This window comes from Candidatus Brevundimonas colombiensis (assembly GCA_029202665.1).
Classification (GTDB): Bacteria; Pseudomonadota; Alphaproteobacteria; order Caulobacterales; family Caulobacteraceae; genus Brevundimonas; species Brevundimonas colombiensis.
Genome location: CP119326.1, coordinates 2,503,234 through 2,516,587, shown reverse-complemented (window position 1 = coordinate 2,516,587; position 13,354 = coordinate 2,503,234). Strand labels below are relative to the sequence as shown.

Sequence of the window (13,354 nt, the reverse complement as noted above, 5' to 3'; positions counted from 1 at the left end):
GTTTGATCGCAAGGCGGCCGGGACGCGCCAACGCCAGGCCGGTGCAAGACATGAAAAAGGGCCGGGGAGCGATCCCCGGCCCTTCGTCCTTCAGACCGATCTGACGATCAGCAGCTGTAGTACATGTCGAACTCGACAGGGTGCGGGTGCAGTTGCAGGCGCATCACCTCTTCCATCTTCAGCTCGATGTAGCTGTCGATGAAATCGTCATCCATTACGCCGCCCTTCTTGAGGAAGGCGCGGTCCTTGTCGAGGTTTTCCAGCGCTTCACGCAGGGAGCCGCAGACCTCGGGGATCGAGCCGCGCTCTTCCGGCGGCAGGTCGTAGAGGTTCTTGTCGGCGGGCGCGCCCGGATCGATGCGGTTCTCGATGCCGTCCAGACCAGCCATCAGCAGGGCCACGAACGTCAGATAGGGGTTGCCCATCGGATCGGGGAAGCGGGCTTCCAGACGCTTGGCCTTGGGCGACGAGACGTGCGGGATGCGGATGGAGGCCGAACGGTTGCGGGCCGAATAGGCCAGCTTCACCGGGGCTTCGTAACCGGGCACCAGACGCTTGTAGGAGTTGGTGGTCGAGTTGGCGAAGGCGTTGATGGCCTTGGCGTGTTTGATGATGCCACCGATGTACCACAGGCATTCCTGCGACAGGCCGGCGTACTGGTCGCCGGCGAACTGGGGCTTGCCGTCCTTCCAGATCGACATATGGACGTGCATGCCCGAGCCGTTGTCGGCGAACATGGGCTTGGCCATGAAGGTCGCGGACTTGCCGTAGGCGTGGGCCACGTTGTGGATCACATACTTATAGAGCTGGAGGCGGTCGGCCATGGTCAGCAGGTCGGAGAACTTCAGACCCAGTTCGTGCTGGGCCGGCGCCACCTCGTGGTGGTGCTTCTCAGGCTGCAGTCCCATGTCGCGCATGACGCCCAGCATCTCGCCGCGCAGGTCCTGGCCGGAATCGACCGGGTTGACCGGGAAATAGCCGCCCTTGGGTCCAGGGCGGTGGCCCAGGTTGCCCTCGGAATATTCAGCGCCGGTGTTGGCAGGCAGTTCGGTCGAATCGTAGCTGTAGCCGGTGTCGTGCGGCTGGGTGGACCAACGCACGTCGTCGAAGACGAAGAACTCGGCCTCCGGGCCGAAGAAGACCTGATCGCCCACGCCCGACGACTGCACATAGGACAGCGCCTTCTTGGCCATCGAACGGCTGTCGCGATTGTAGGGTTCGCCGGTGTCCGGGTTCAGCACGTCGCAGAACAGGAACATCGTGGTCTGCTGGTAGAAGGGGTCGATATAGGCCGTGGTCAGGTCCGGCTTCAGCAGCATGTCGGACTCGTTGATGGCCTTCCAGCCGGCGATGGACGAGCCGTCGAACATCGTGCCTTCGGTCAGGAAGTCCTCGTCGACCAAGTCGATGTCGAAGGTGACGTGTTGCAGTCGGCCGCGCGTGTCGGTGAAGCGGACGTCGACGTATTGGACGTCCTTATCCTGGATCTCCTTAAGGATCTTGCTGGCGCTCATTCTCGGAAGTCCTGTTTTCTTGTCGTTTTGGGGAGGAGACGGGACCACGACCCTAAGGGCCGAGGCCGGGAGGGGTAGTCGAAGTCAGACGGCCTGTGCGCCCGTTTCGCCGGTTCGGATGCGGATCACCTCGGCGACGTCGGATACAAAGATCTTGCCGTCGCCGATCTTGCCCGTGCGCGCCGAGGACTGGATAGCCTCGACCACGGCGGGCGCCATGTCATCGGCGACCACGACCTCGATCTTGATCTTGGGCAGGAAGTCGATGACGTATTCGGCGCCGCGATACAGTTCGGAATGACCCTTCTGGCGGCCATATCCCTTGGCCTCCAGCACAGTCATGCCTTGCACGCCCACATCCTGGAGCGCCTCTTTGACGTCATCCAGCTTGAAGGGCTTGATGATGGCTTCGATTTTCTTCATGGCGACCCCGGAGCAACGCACGGAATGCTGCGGCGCTCGGGCGTGAATGGGACACACCAAGGGCGCTGAAAGCAAGCGGTTTTCGTCGAAAATACACGGATAATCGGAAGGCGGACAATGCAGACCAACGACCCTGCTTTATGGCGCAGTTTTCTGCCCTGGCCGAGCGCCGAAACGCACAAACATGCTCGGGGTCGTTTAGTGGTGGTGTCGGGACGGGCGCACCAGACGGGGGCCGCGCGTCTGGCGGCGCGCGCGGGTCTGCGGATAGGGGCCGGCGTGGTGCGAATCCTTTGTCCGCCCGACGCCGCAGCGGTGATTGCGCCGGCGGTCCAGGCCATCATGCTGACGCCCTTCGCCTCCGCAGAAGCGCTGGGGCGGGAGGCGAGCAGCGCGGATGCCGTCGTCATAGGCCCGGCGGCTGGCGTCGACGAGGCGACCGTGGCCAACATCCAGGCGCTGGCCTCGACCGGCGCGGTGCTGGTGATCGACGCCGATGGCCTGACGGTGTTCAAGGGGCGGACGGCGGAACTGATTGCTCTACTCGACCGCGACGACATATTGACGCCGCACGAGGGCGAGTTTGAACGAATGTTTCCGGGACTGCTGAGCCAGGGACGCGAGGCGGCTGTCGTGGAGGCGTCGCGTCGGGTGCAGGCGGTCGTCGTGCTGAAAGGGCCCGAGACCCTGATCGCAGCGCCGGACGGACGCATGCGGCGCAATCCGAATGGCTCGCCCTGGCTGGCCACCGCCGGCAGCGGCGACGTTCTGGCCGGCATGATCGGCGGCCTGACGGCACAGAGGATGGAAAGCTTCGAGGCGGCCTGTGCGGCGGTTTGGATTCACAGCGACGCAGCGGAGCGTTTCGGGCCGGGCCTGATCGCCGACGACCTTAGCGAAATACTGCCGCGCGCCTTGGCGGCGTTGCGCTAGATACGGCTGTAGATGAAGCGAGGGATGTGGAAGCGGCGCATGTTCAGAATGACGCCGGCCACCGTCCCACCCGCCGCCGTGACCCGTTCGATCAGATTGGCGGCGACTGCTGTGCGGGTTTCCTCGGCTTCGATCACCCCCACCGACAGGTCGGCGAGCGGCGCGAGCAACAGGGCCGCAGACGATCGTTGAAGCGACGGCGTGTCGACGATGACCACGGGGAATCGCGCCTTCATTCCATCGATGAAGGTGCGCCAGCGCGCCTCGGAAATGTTCGAGCCGGTGCGCGTCATCGGCGTGGTGACGTAAAGATTGCTGTCCTCGACACGCAGCACATAAGGGCTGTCGGGTATGTTGGTCAGCCGCCCGCCCAGGCCGTGGATGGCCATGGCGATGCTGGCGTCCTCGCGGGGCTCTGCGTCGATCAATAGCGTCTCCGAGCCCGACCGGAAGGCCGAGGCCATGGCCAGGTCCAGAGCGATGCTGGTGACGCCCACGCCGTCCTCCGGCCCGATCACCGCAAGCGCGGCCCGGGCGTCGGCGGTCTCGCGCAGACGACGCAGGATCAGCGCCGCCTGATCCGCCGTCAGGCGCGACGTCAGCGGTCGCCAGCGCGGCAAAGGGCTGTCATCGTCCTCGCCGAGCGGCACGGTAGCCAGAACTGGCGCGCGCAGCCGCACCTCCGCATCGCGCGGGGTCAGCATCACAGGCGACGCGGCGGCGGAGACGATAATGACGGCCAGCGCCGCCAGGGTTCCAACGACGACACCGGCGGCCAGGATCAGCAGGCGGCCGGTGCGGGCCTTGGTCGGCGGTTGCGCCGCCTCGATCACGCGCACATTGGCGTTGGCCCCGGCGATGGAGCTTTGCAGCCGCGAGTCTTCGGCGTTCTCGGCCACGCTGCGATAGGCGGTTTCGGTCAGGGTGCGCTGACGTGTCAGTTCGCGATAACGCGGCCCGATCTCGACCAGGCTGGCCAGCCGGCTGCGCGCGGCCCCCAAGGCATCGGACAGCTGGGCGCGGCCGGACTGCAGGCCCGCCAGTTCGCCCCGCGTCGTGGCCAGCTGGGTCTCGATCTGCTGAGCGACGGGATTGGGACCGCTGCGGACCAGCGTCGTCTGCGACTGCGGGGCGGCGGCGATCTGATTTTCCAGATCGGCGATCTGGCGATCCAGCTCGATCACCAGCGGATAGCCGTCGGCGTATCGCGCGGCGGCGACGCGGCGGCGCTCGCGCAACAGCATCAGATTGTCGGTCAGGGCCGTGACCTGTTGCGAGCGGGTATCGTCGGTGTTCAGAGAGATGACGCCTGCGCTGTTGTGCAACTGCGAGGCCAGGCGGTTGGCGCGGGCAGCTGCGGTGGCGATCAACTGATCCTGGGCCGCCAGCTGGGCCGTGAGCGTGGTCTGCTGCGACTGAACGCCCTGGACCTCCTGGTCGTAGTCGCCGATGGCGTAGCGGTTCGACAGGTCGGCGATCTGGGCCTCTGTGGCGGCGAGTTGATCGGACAAACCGCGCTGCTGGTCGGTGACGGCCGCACTGTCGGCGCGCTGGAAGATTTCGCGTCGGCTGGCGATGTAGTTCTGGACCAGGCGATTGACGAAGTCCGCCGCCACCCGGGGATCGCGATGACGCAGCCGCACCTCAATCGTGTTGGATTGGGGAACATTCTCGATCGTCAGGTCGCGACCCAGTTGTTCCAAGGCCGCATTCATGCCCGCCGGGCCGGGCCTCGCCTTGGGATAGACGCGCGACAGGCCGATATCGGTCAGGGTCTTCTCGCGAATTTCGCGCGAGCCCAGAATTTCCATTTCGGCATGAACAATCTGGGCGCGGTCGAAGGTCTGCGGATTGCCCGTCGCGTCCTCGCCCACGGAACGGCGGAACACATAGTCGTCTCCCAACAGGATCAGCAGGCGCGACTGCGCCGTGTAGATCGGCTGGGCCAGGGTCGCGGCGGCCAGAGCCAGCAGAACCGGGATCAGAAAGGCGATCAACGCCTTGCGCCAGTGGTAGAAGACCGGCGTCGCCAACTCGCGAATGGTGATCGCCGCCCCGGCGTTTCTGGGGCGTTGATCGTCTTCGGATTTCAGCGTCTGGTCGGTCAATACGCGGCTCTGAGCAGGACGATCCCGCCGACGGGGGGCGAGGCTGCCGGTCAGCCTGTCTCATAAAGCCCTGAGTCGGAGCCGCAACGCCAGACCGGCCTTGGCATTGTCGGTGAAAAACAGAAAGATGGCGCGGACGGCGACGTGCGAGTCGGCCCGCGACGAGGAAACCCGATGGCCGTCTGGCGCACGATCGCGATCGCCCTGGTGCTGTTTTCGGCCGCCTGCGCTTCCGGCGGCGGCGTGCGCGGACAGGCCCAGCCCTATGATTTCGCCCCCTGGGGGCAGGACGACTATCAATACCGGCTGGCGGCTGGCGACGCCCTGAGGCTGGGTTTTCTGGTCGAGGACGGGCTGAACGCGGACGTCGTGCTGGGGCCGGACGGGCAGGGCGTGTTCCCCGTGATTGGGCCGGTTCCGGTCGGCGGCCTGACCGTGCGCGACGCCAGTCAGAGGCTGACGGAAACCTATGCCGGCGTGCTGCGCAATCCGCAGGTTCAGATCAGCGTGACGACCTATGGCGCGTCGCAGCTGTATGTCGGCGGCGAGGTCAAGACGCCGGGCGTCGTGCAGATTCGCGGCGAGATGAATACGGCCCAGGCGATCTTTGCGGCCGGCGGATTCGCCGAGACGGCCGGAACGGGCAAGGTCGTGGTGCTGCGACGCGTGGCCGACGGGCGGCTGGCCTCGCGCATCGTGGACGCCAAGGCGTTGTTGAACAGCGACCCGCAGCAGGACTTCCTGCTGCACCCTGGCGATCTGATCTTCGTACCGCGCAGCGCCATCGCCGAGGTCAATCTGTTCGTGCGTCAGTATCTGAACGGCATCCTGCCCTTCAACTTCGGCTTCAGCTACGACCTGAATCGCTTCCGATGAGAGCGCTGGCGGGGCGGATCGGCCGCGCGTCGCCCTATCTGACGGCCATCGTCGAACAGGGCCTGTTTTCGCTGCTGAACCTGGGCGTTGTGCTGATCCTGGGGCGGATCATGACGCCCGAGCAGTTCGGGGCCTGCGTCCTGTGGTTCTCGGTCGCCTATGTGCTGGCCAGCGTCCAGAACGCGGTCAGCGTGGCGCATCTGCAGGTTTTGCCCAACGGTCGGGGCGTCGATCCGGCGCGGCTTTCCACCGAGCGGTTGATGCTGGGCGCGACGGTGTGTTTCTGGCTGGTGGTCGCGGTGGCCGCCGCCGCCGCAGTTTGGCTGATGACCGGCGATGGACCCTTCGGGGTCTGGGCGGCCGTGCTTTTCACGCCCGCCTATCTGATGCAGCAGTATGTTCGGCTGACCCTGTTCAGTCGGGGAGAACCGGGGGCGGCGACGATCCAGACGGGGGCGGTGCTGGTCGTCGCCGCGGGGTTTCTGGTTCTGGGGACGATAGCCTTCCACCCCTTGCAGGCCGAGGCCGTCCTGGCCCTGATGGGCGCGGCCTACGCCATCGTAGGCTTGGCGGGGTTGGCGCGCGCCAGCAAAGGCTTATGGCGCGGCATGATCGACGCCTTGCCGGGCTATGTCGCCTATGGCCGACAGTCCGGCTGGCTGTTCCTCGGCGTGTCGAGCACCGAAATCCTGGCGCGGTTCTATGTGTTCGCCGTGGGGGCGGCCTATGGGCCAGGCGTGCTGGCGGCCCTGTCGTTCAGTCAGACCTTCCTTCGGCCGGCCCCGCTGTTGGCCTCGTCCTGGAGCATGGCGGCGAGAAGCGATCTGGTGGCGCGGCGCGAGGCCGGCGACTGGGGGGGCTATGTGCGTCTGCTGACGATGTCGGGCGCGGCCGGCGTAGTCTTCGCACTGGTCTGGGCGGGCCTGGTCTGGGCGGCCTGGCCCGCGATCACCGGCCTGGCGTTCGACGGCAAATACGCTGACGCCCGGTGGATGCTGCCTCTGTGGGGCGTCAGCGTGGCGTTCGGCTTCATTCAGGTGGTGGTCAGCACGGGATTGCAGATCCTGAAGGCGTTCAAGGCCCTGGCCATCGCCAACGCCTCGGCCTCCGCCGTGGCGGCGGCCGGGGTGCTGTGGGGCATCAGCCGGTTAGGACCGGGCGGCGCGATCCTGGGCACGGCGGCGGGGCAGGCGCTGGAGGCGGCGGCCATGCTGGCGGTGCTGGTCGTGTTGATCCGCCGCCTCAGGCGCGGATGAAGCGCCGCTCGATCTCCACCCCCAACAGCAGCAGCACCGTGCCGAAGATGGAGTTGGCGGTGAAATAGCTGCTTTCCATGAAGTTGTGACCGAACACCATCAGCGGAAAAACGCCCAGCAGAATGGCGGCGCCCAGCCGTCCGCGATCCCCGCCCACGGCGTCGCGGATCAGGGTCAAACCCCCGAAAATCCAACGCATAAGAACGATGACGGCCCCTGTCAGTCCAATCAGGCCCGTGGTGACCGCCAGATCCAGGAAGCCGTTGTGCGCCTCGTTGGTGTAGGCGTCGGGCTGGGCGAACCAGGCGTCGGTCTGCAGGCTGGGCTGCACCTTCGGGTCGATGTCCCAGAACGCGCCGAAGCCCCAGCCCTGGATCGGACGCTTGACGAACTCGTCCCGGACGAAGGCCCAGACCTCGGTGCGCTGGGTGAAGGTGATGCCGGCGAAGGGCGCCCAGGGATCGGCGCCGATCACCAGACAATAGGCCAGCCAGCCGAAGACGATGCTCGCGACGATCAGAGCGGCGATGGCGATCAGACCCAGCCGCACCATGCGTCGCTGGGCCATAAGGGAAACGATGATCGGCGTGGCGCAGGCGAGGGCGGCGAACAGCCCCATGCTGGTCTTGGACAGGCTGGCGACCAGAAGCACCAGGGCCAGGACGGTGACGCTCCACCAGAAGGTCCGTCGTCGCCAGTCGGTCTGCGACCAGGCGTAGGTCCCGCAGACGAAACCGGCCAATAGCATCACCGCCCCCAGGGTGTTCTTGTGAGAATGGATGGCGGCCAGACCCAGCGGGGTCATCGACACGCCGGGCGCCGCGATCCAGGACAGGACGTCGATGCCCACCAGCAGGGCGCACCCCGTCGCCATCGCCAGATGCAATCGACGGCTGTCGCCCAGACCGACCGCGACCGCCACGCAGATCGCCAGATTGACCGCATAGAGGATCAGCCGGCGCGTCGAGACCGCGGGGTCCAGGGCCCAGCGGGTCGTCAAGGCGAACCAGGCGAACAAAACCAGCAGCGGCAGCAGCCTCAACATCATGGCCGGCAAAGCCTGGCGACGGAACCACAGCAAGGGCGCCGAAAGGCCGAACAGACCCAGCCAGACAATCCGGTTAACCGGCGACGCCTCGGCCCCGCCGGTCAGGGGATCGACCACGATCTCGTGCTGATAGGGGTTGGGGCCGATACAGATATACAGCAGCATCAGAACCAGCACCGCACCGGCCCACAGGGCGATCAGGCGGTCGCCCTGCACGCCGCGCGAGCGCGTCTCCTGGTCCAGGCGGCCCTGCCAGTCCTGAAGGCGTCCGACCTCAGCCACGCAGGTCGGGCGATTTGAGCCGCAGACGGAAGGCGATGGAATCGATCAGACCGAGGCCCAATCCATAAAGACCGCGAACCAGATAGCGCCGCCACAAGCGGCTCGGTTCGCGCGCCAGACGATACAGCCAGACCAGCCCCCGATCTTCCATCCATTGAGGCGCAGGCGGGGTGCGGCCGATCAGGGTGGTGATCGAACTGCCGATACACAGACCGAGGCCGGTCGCGCGCCCGCCGTCGATGATCCTTTGGCAGAACTTCTCGGACTGGGGCGGACCCATGGCCACGAAAACGAACCGGGCAGGGTGTTCGACGACGAAATCGACGGCGATCTGCACGGCGGCAGCGTCATGGATGAAACCCATCGGAGGATTGTGGTGGGCGATGCGGTTCAGATTGAATGTGCGGGCCAGTTCAGCGATGACCGAGGCGTCGCCGCCGATGACGGTCAGGGAATCGTCAGGGCAGATGACGGCCTTGAAAAGCTGTTCGACGACATGAGAACCGGGGGCGAAGCCCAGTTCAACGCCCCCGATGGCGGCGGTCTTGCGCAACACCCGGCTGTCGTTGGTGCTGAGCCAGGCGCGGGCGCTGATGCGGTCGAACTCCGCGTCCTTGCGGCGCAGCCAGGCGTGTTCGGCGTTCGGGGTGATCAATATGTCGAAGGGCAGGTCCGCCGGGCGGGCGGCCAATGCCGCGACCGTCTGGTCCGTCGTCATCGGATGGAAGCGCAGGCCAGCGAAACGCAACTCGGGCTGGGGCTGAAGACGGCTGTTGGGCGACAGGCTGTTCATGATCCGACCGTTCTGCGTTGCGTTGCGGCAAACTGCAATTCGCTTGCCGCCGCAACCCGCGACGCGCGGGATGGCGTGGTTCTTGATATAGGGGCCGCATGAGTGACGCCGCCTTGCCATTGTCGAACGATAAACCCGCCCTGCCGCGTCTGGCGGGCGGACGCGACGTCCGCCTGGGGTTGGCGTTGAAACGGCTGATGGACATCGCGATCTCCACCGTCCTGCTGGTCGTGTTGTCGCCGTTGTGGCTGGTCATCGCCATCCTGGTCCGCGCCACGTCGGCGGGGCGGGCGCTTTATGGCGTGGACTGGGTAGGCGAGGGCGGCCGCCAATTCCGAGGCTATAAGTTCCGAACCATGGTGGTGGATGCGGATCGCCAGGAAGAGGCGCTGCAGTCCCACAACGAGATGCGCGGCCCGGCCTTCAAGATGGAGAACGATCCGCGCATCACCCCGCTGGGCCGCGTGCTGCGCCGATATAGCCTGGATGAATTCCCTCAGTTGTGGAGCGTGCTTAAGGGCGATCTGAGCCTGGTCGGCCCGCGTCCGCCGCGCGTCCATGAATATGTACGCTTCACCCCGTTCCAGATGAGCAAGATGGCGGTCAAGCCCGGCATCACCTGTCTGTGGCAGGTCGAGGGACGGCACAGAATCAACGACTTCGACGAATGGGTCCGCTTGGATATCCGCTACATCGAAACCTGGTCGCTGGGCTTGGATATCTGGATCCTGATCCGCACGGCCGGCGTGGTGCTGCGGGGGACCGGCGCATGAGTGTGGACATCAGCGTCGTCATCCTGAGCTATGACCGGGTCCATCTGCTGGAACGGACGCTGCGAGGGTGCGCGGTTCAGGGCGGCGGCTGGGGCGGGTTCGAGATCATCGTGGTGGACAACCATCCCGATCGACTGGCGCAGGGACTGGTCGAACGGTTGACGGTCGAGACGGGCGTGGACATGACCTATCTGTCCGATCCGCGACGCAACATCTCCATCGTCCGAAACAAGGGCATCGCCGCCGCGAACGGCCGCTACGTCGCCTTCATAGACGATGACGAAGAACCGCAGGCCGGCTGGCTGGCGGCCCTGACCACCTGTCTGGACCGAACCGGCGCCGATGCGGCCTTCGGCCCCAAACTGCCCGAGTTCGAAGGTGGACGCGCGCCGGATTGGGACCCGCAGGGCTGGCGCTATACGCTGGATTTCCAGATGCCGGCGGATGAGCCGATCCACATGTTCGGGCGGCTGCGCAAACGGGGCAAGGGGTTGGGCAGCGGCAACGCCGCCTTCCGCGTCGCGACCTGTCTGGACGGGCCTGAGCCTTTCAGCGTCGCCTTCGGAGACGCCAATGGCGAGGATACGCAGTTGCTGTTTCGTCTGGCGATGGCCGGGCGGCGCTTCGTCTGGTGCCCCGACGCCGTGGTGCGCGAGTTCATCGAGACCAGTCGCGCACGGCCGGACTATATGATCACGCGCATGAAGCGCGGCTCGCAGCACTATGCTGTATGCCGAATCGACACCAGCGAAAACAAGCCCTTGACCACGGCCAAGGTGGCCCTGCTTGGTCTGGCCCAGACGGCGGTGCACGCAGCTCTCTATGTCGCAACGGGAGAGTTTCTGGACCGCAGGCATCGCTACGATCACCGGATCGGCATGGCCAAGGGGCTGGGCAAGCTGACGTGGCGCGCGCCCATAGGTTTCATTGCGGAGACGTCGGCGTGAGCGAACCGGCGCCTGACCTGACGCTGGCCATATTGACCTACGACCGGCCCAAGGGTCTGGAAGCGACGCTGCGATCCTGCCTCGCCCAGGCGAACAGTCTTGGCCTGACGATAGAGATCGTGGTGGTGGACAACCATCCGGCAGGGGCGGGACGGGGCGTGGTCGAAGCTCTGTCGCCCGGCTCGCCCTGGCCCATCCGTTATGTTCCGGACCTGACCCGTAATATGGCCGCCTTGCGCAATCGCGGTTTCACAGAGGCGCGCGGGCGCTGGCTGGCGATCATCGACGACGACGAGACGGCCGATCCCGACTGGACCGACGCTCTGGTCGGCGCGCTGAAGGCCACGAACGCCGACATCGCCGTGGGGCCGCGTTTTGCGGTGTTCGAGGACGGCGCGCCGCCGGACTATGACCCTGACGGTCGCCAGTTTGTGCGCGATCTGGGCCTGGTCGATCTGGCGGAAATCGAACTGACCGAACCGTCCGGGCGGCCGCGCTATGGCTTGGGCACCGGCAACTCCATCTTCGATATGAAGCGGTGCTTTCCTGAGGGCGAGCCCGCCATGCGCGAGGCGTTCGGCGATGCCGGCGGAGAGGACGCGGAACTGTTCGTGCGCCTGCATCGCCAGGGGCGCCGCATCGTTTGGGCGGCGCGCGCGCGCGTCACCGAAACGGTGTTCCGAAATCGGACGGCGATACCGTATCGGTTGATCCGCACCCGTCGCGAAACGCAACATTATGTCTCCATCTACGTCGACGGCGCGCAGCATCCGGCGCTGGCGCGGACGGAATTATTCGTCAAAGGGTTAATCCAGGCGGCCGTCGGCGGCGTACTGACTTGGCTAACCTTGGAGCATGGTTCCACCTCTCGTCTCAGGTGGCGACTGCTGACACAGCATGGGCTGGGCAAGCTGACGTGGCGCAGGCCGGTCGGCTTTATCGACGAAACAATCGTTTAACGACCATGGCGAGCCTTAACCTTTTCCGTTAAGGCGGCGGCCTTTAGCGCCCAATAAACTCGGCCCACGGCACGCATCTTGGAGGATGCGGAGCCAATCATCTATCCGAAGGATTTCCATTCATGCTGACCCAGGTCGATCGACCCATCGTCTCGGCGGCGCCGTCCAAGCCTTCGATCGAAGGGCTGAAGCTCTTTGGCGACGGCGCCAGCCTGGCCGAATTCTCGCGGCTGCATGCCCAGGGGATGGTCACGGGCTTCACCACCAATCCGACCCTGATGTTCAAGGCGGGGATCACCGACTACGCGGACTTCGCGCGCCAGCTGATCGCCCTGATCCCCGACATGCCGCTGTCGTTCGAAGTTTTTTCCGACGACTTCGCCGAGATGGAGCGTCAGGCCCGTCTGATCGCCGGCTGGGGCCGCAATGTCTATGTGAAAATCCCGATCACCAACACCAAGGGCCAGTCCAGCCTGCCGATGGCCAAGGCTCTGGCTGCTGACGGGGTCAAGCTGAACATCACCGCCATGCTGACGCTGGAGCAGGTCGCCGAGGCGATCGAGGTTCTGGCCGACGACACACCCGCCATCCTGTCGGTCTTCGCCGGCCGCATCGCCGACACCGGCGTCGATCCGGCGCCGGTCATGCGGGCCGCGGTGGCCATGGCGGCGCGCAAGCCGCTGGCCGAAGTGCTGTGGGCCTCGACCCGCGAGGTGCTGAACGTCTATCAGGCCGCCGAATGCGGCTGCCACATCATCACCGCCACCCCGGACATCCTCAAGAAGCTGGATATGGCGGGCAGGGACCTGGGCGATCTGTCGCTGGACACCGTGGCCATGTTCCGCAAGGACGCCGTCGCCGCCGGATTCAGCCTGTAGTCATGTCCGGCCGTCCCGCCATATTCCTCGACCGCGACGGCGTGCTGAACGACGTCGTCTGGCGCGACGGCAGGCCGGCCTCGCCGCGAACCGTGGACGAACTACGGATCGCGGACGGGGCGGTGGAGGCGGTGCAGGCGTTCAACGCGGCGGGCTATCTGACCTTCGTGGTCACCAACCAGCCCGACGTGCGGCGCGGCAAGATGACGGCTGAGGCTCTGGACGCCATCCATGCCGCCCTGATCCAGACGGTTCCGGTCGATGAGGTGCGGGCCTGCCTGCACGACAATGACGACGGCTGCGACTGCCGCAAGCCAAAGGCCGGCATGTTGCTGGACCTCGCGGCCCGCTGGAACATCGATCTGGGCGCCAGTTGGATGATCGGCGACATGGATCGCGACACCCAATGCGGCAGGTCGGCGGGGGTTCATACCGTGCTGCTGGGTCGTGACTATAACAGCGGGAGCGGCGCCGACGTCGTGATCCCCGATCTTCGTCAGGCTGCGGCCTGGATTCTTCACACTTCGCTGGCGGCCCTCGCGCCAGACCCTCAGGACTGATCAA

13 protein-coding genes are annotated in these 13,354 nt (G+C 65.8%); 8 read left to right on the top strand and 5 right to left on the bottom strand.

The window, feature by feature from the left end; translation table 11 throughout:
• Positions 1–107 precede the first annotated feature (107 nt).
• Positions 108–1,514: a type I glutamate--ammonia ligase gene (gene glnA, locus P0Y50_12345; protein ID WEK39322.1), complete on the bottom strand. Its 1,407-nt coding sequence runs from the start codon at positions 1,512–1,514 to the stop codon at positions 108–110.
• A gap of 84 nt (positions 1,515–1,598) precedes the next feature.
• On the bottom strand, positions 1,599–1,937 hold the full coding sequence (locus tag P0Y50_12340) for a P-II family nitrogen regulator (protein WEK39321.1): 339 nt from the start codon (positions 1,935–1,937) through the stop codon (positions 1,599–1,601).
• Positions 1,938–2,054: 117 nt separating this feature from the next.
• Between P0Y50_12340 and P0Y50_12335 the strand changes: the two genes are divergently transcribed.
• Entirely contained in the window at positions 2,055–2,870 is an 816-nt protein-coding gene (locus P0Y50_12335; protein WEK39320.1) for an NAD(P)H-hydrate dehydratase, read from the top strand.
• On the opposite strand, the gene P0Y50_12330 is transcribed toward P0Y50_12335, so the two are convergent.
• Positions 2,867–4,978 (bottom strand): hypothetical protein, encoded by a 2,112-nt coding sequence (locus tag P0Y50_12330; protein ID WEK39319.1) that lies wholly within the window; start codon positions 4,976–4,978, stop codon positions 2,867–2,869. The two genes, P0Y50_12335 and P0Y50_12330, sit on opposite strands and share 4 nt — an antisense overlap.
• A gap of 174 nt (positions 4,979–5,152) precedes the next feature.
• Between P0Y50_12330 and P0Y50_12325 the strand changes: the two genes are divergently transcribed.
• Positions 5,153–5,854, top strand: coding sequence for a polysaccharide export protein (locus tag P0Y50_12325; protein WEK39318.1), 702 nt, complete (start codon positions 5,153–5,155; stop codon positions 5,852–5,854).
• Positions 5,851–7,110 (top strand): hypothetical protein, encoded by a 1,260-nt coding sequence (locus tag P0Y50_12320; protein WEK39317.1) that lies wholly within the window; start codon positions 5,851–5,853, stop codon positions 7,108–7,110. The genes P0Y50_12325 and P0Y50_12320 overlap by 4 nt, the downstream gene beginning before the upstream one ends.
• On the opposite strand, the gene P0Y50_12315 is transcribed toward P0Y50_12320, so the two are convergent.
• Entirely contained in the window at positions 7,097–8,440 is a 1,344-nt protein-coding gene (locus P0Y50_12315) for an O-antigen ligase family protein (GenBank protein ID WEK39316.1), read from the bottom strand. The two genes, P0Y50_12320 and P0Y50_12315, sit on opposite strands and share 14 nt — an antisense overlap.
• Positions 8,433–9,233: a WecB/TagA/CpsF family glycosyltransferase gene (locus tag P0Y50_12310; protein WEK39315.1), complete on the bottom strand. Its 801-nt coding sequence runs from the start codon at positions 9,231–9,233 to the stop codon at positions 8,433–8,435. The genes P0Y50_12315 and P0Y50_12310 overlap by 8 nt, the downstream gene beginning before the upstream one ends.
• 98 nt (positions 9,234–9,331) lie before the next feature.
• Here P0Y50_12310 and P0Y50_12305 point away from each other — a divergent pair, with 98 nt between their 5' ends.
• The 5 genes from P0Y50_12305 to P0Y50_12285 all read left to right on the top strand — a co-directional run bounded on the left by P0Y50_12305 (position 9,332) and on the right by P0Y50_12285 (position 13,350).
• A complete protein-coding gene (locus P0Y50_12305; GenBank protein WEK39314.1) occupies positions 9,332–10,006 on the top strand; it encodes a sugar transferase in 675 nt (224 codons plus the stop codon).
• Positions 10,003–10,953 carry a glycosyltransferase family A protein gene (locus P0Y50_12300; GenBank protein ID WEK39313.1) on the top strand — a complete coding sequence of 317 codons (951 nt, stop codon included), beginning with the start codon at positions 10,003–10,005 and terminating at the stop codon, positions 10,951–10,953. Before P0Y50_12305 ends, P0Y50_12300 begins: the two co-directional genes overlap by 4 nt.
• Positions 10,950–11,912, top strand: a complete 963-nt coding sequence (locus P0Y50_12295; protein WEK39312.1) for a glycosyltransferase family 2 protein — start codon at positions 10,950–10,952, stop codon at positions 11,910–11,912. Before P0Y50_12300 ends, P0Y50_12295 begins: the two co-directional genes overlap by 4 nt.
• A gap of 122 nt (positions 11,913–12,034) precedes the next feature.
• On the top strand, positions 12,035–12,790 hold the full coding sequence (locus P0Y50_12290) for a transaldolase (protein ID WEK39311.1): 756 nt from the start codon (positions 12,035–12,037) through the stop codon (positions 12,788–12,790).
• A gap of 2 nt (positions 12,791–12,792) precedes the next feature.
• Positions 12,793–13,350 (top strand): HAD family hydrolase, encoded by a 558-nt coding sequence (locus tag P0Y50_12285; GenBank protein WEK39310.1) that lies wholly within the window; start codon positions 12,793–12,795, stop codon positions 13,348–13,350.
• Positions 13,351–13,354 lie beyond the last annotated feature (4 nt).

Coding starts and splice junctions, on each gene's coding strand:
- P0Y50_12340 (WEK39321.1), bottom strand. CDS start 1,937: ATGAAGAAAATCGAAGCCATCATCAAGCCCTTCAAGCTGGATGACGTC.
- P0Y50_12300 (WEK39313.1), top strand. CDS start 10,003: ATGAGTGTGGACATCAGCGTCGTCATCCTGAGCTATGACCGGGTCCAT.
- P0Y50_12310 (WEK39315.1), bottom strand. CDS start 9,233: ATGAACAGCCTGTCGCCCAACAGCCGTCTTCAGCCCCAGCCCGAGTTG.
- glnA (WEK39322.1), bottom strand. CDS start 1,514: ATGAGCGCCAGCAAGATCCTTAAGGAGATCCAGGATAAGGACGTCCAA.
- P0Y50_12290 (WEK39311.1), top strand. CDS start 12,035: ATGCTGACCCAGGTCGATCGACCCATCGTCTCGGCGGCGCCGTCCAAG.
- P0Y50_12335 (WEK39320.1), top strand. CDS start 2,055: ATGCAGACCAACGACCCTGCTTTATGGCGCAGTTTTCTGCCCTGGCCG.
- P0Y50_12305 (WEK39314.1), top strand. CDS start 9,332: ATGAGTGACGCCGCCTTGCCATTGTCGAACGATAAACCCGCCCTGCCG.
- P0Y50_12285 (WEK39310.1), top strand. CDS start 12,793: ATGTCCGGCCGTCCCGCCATATTCCTCGACCGCGACGGCGTGCTGAAC.
- P0Y50_12325 (WEK39318.1), top strand. CDS start 5,153: ATGGCCGTCTGGCGCACGATCGCGATCGCCCTGGTGCTGTTTTCGGCC.
- P0Y50_12320 (WEK39317.1), top strand. CDS start 5,851: ATGAGAGCGCTGGCGGGGCGGATCGGCCGCGCGTCGCCCTATCTGACG.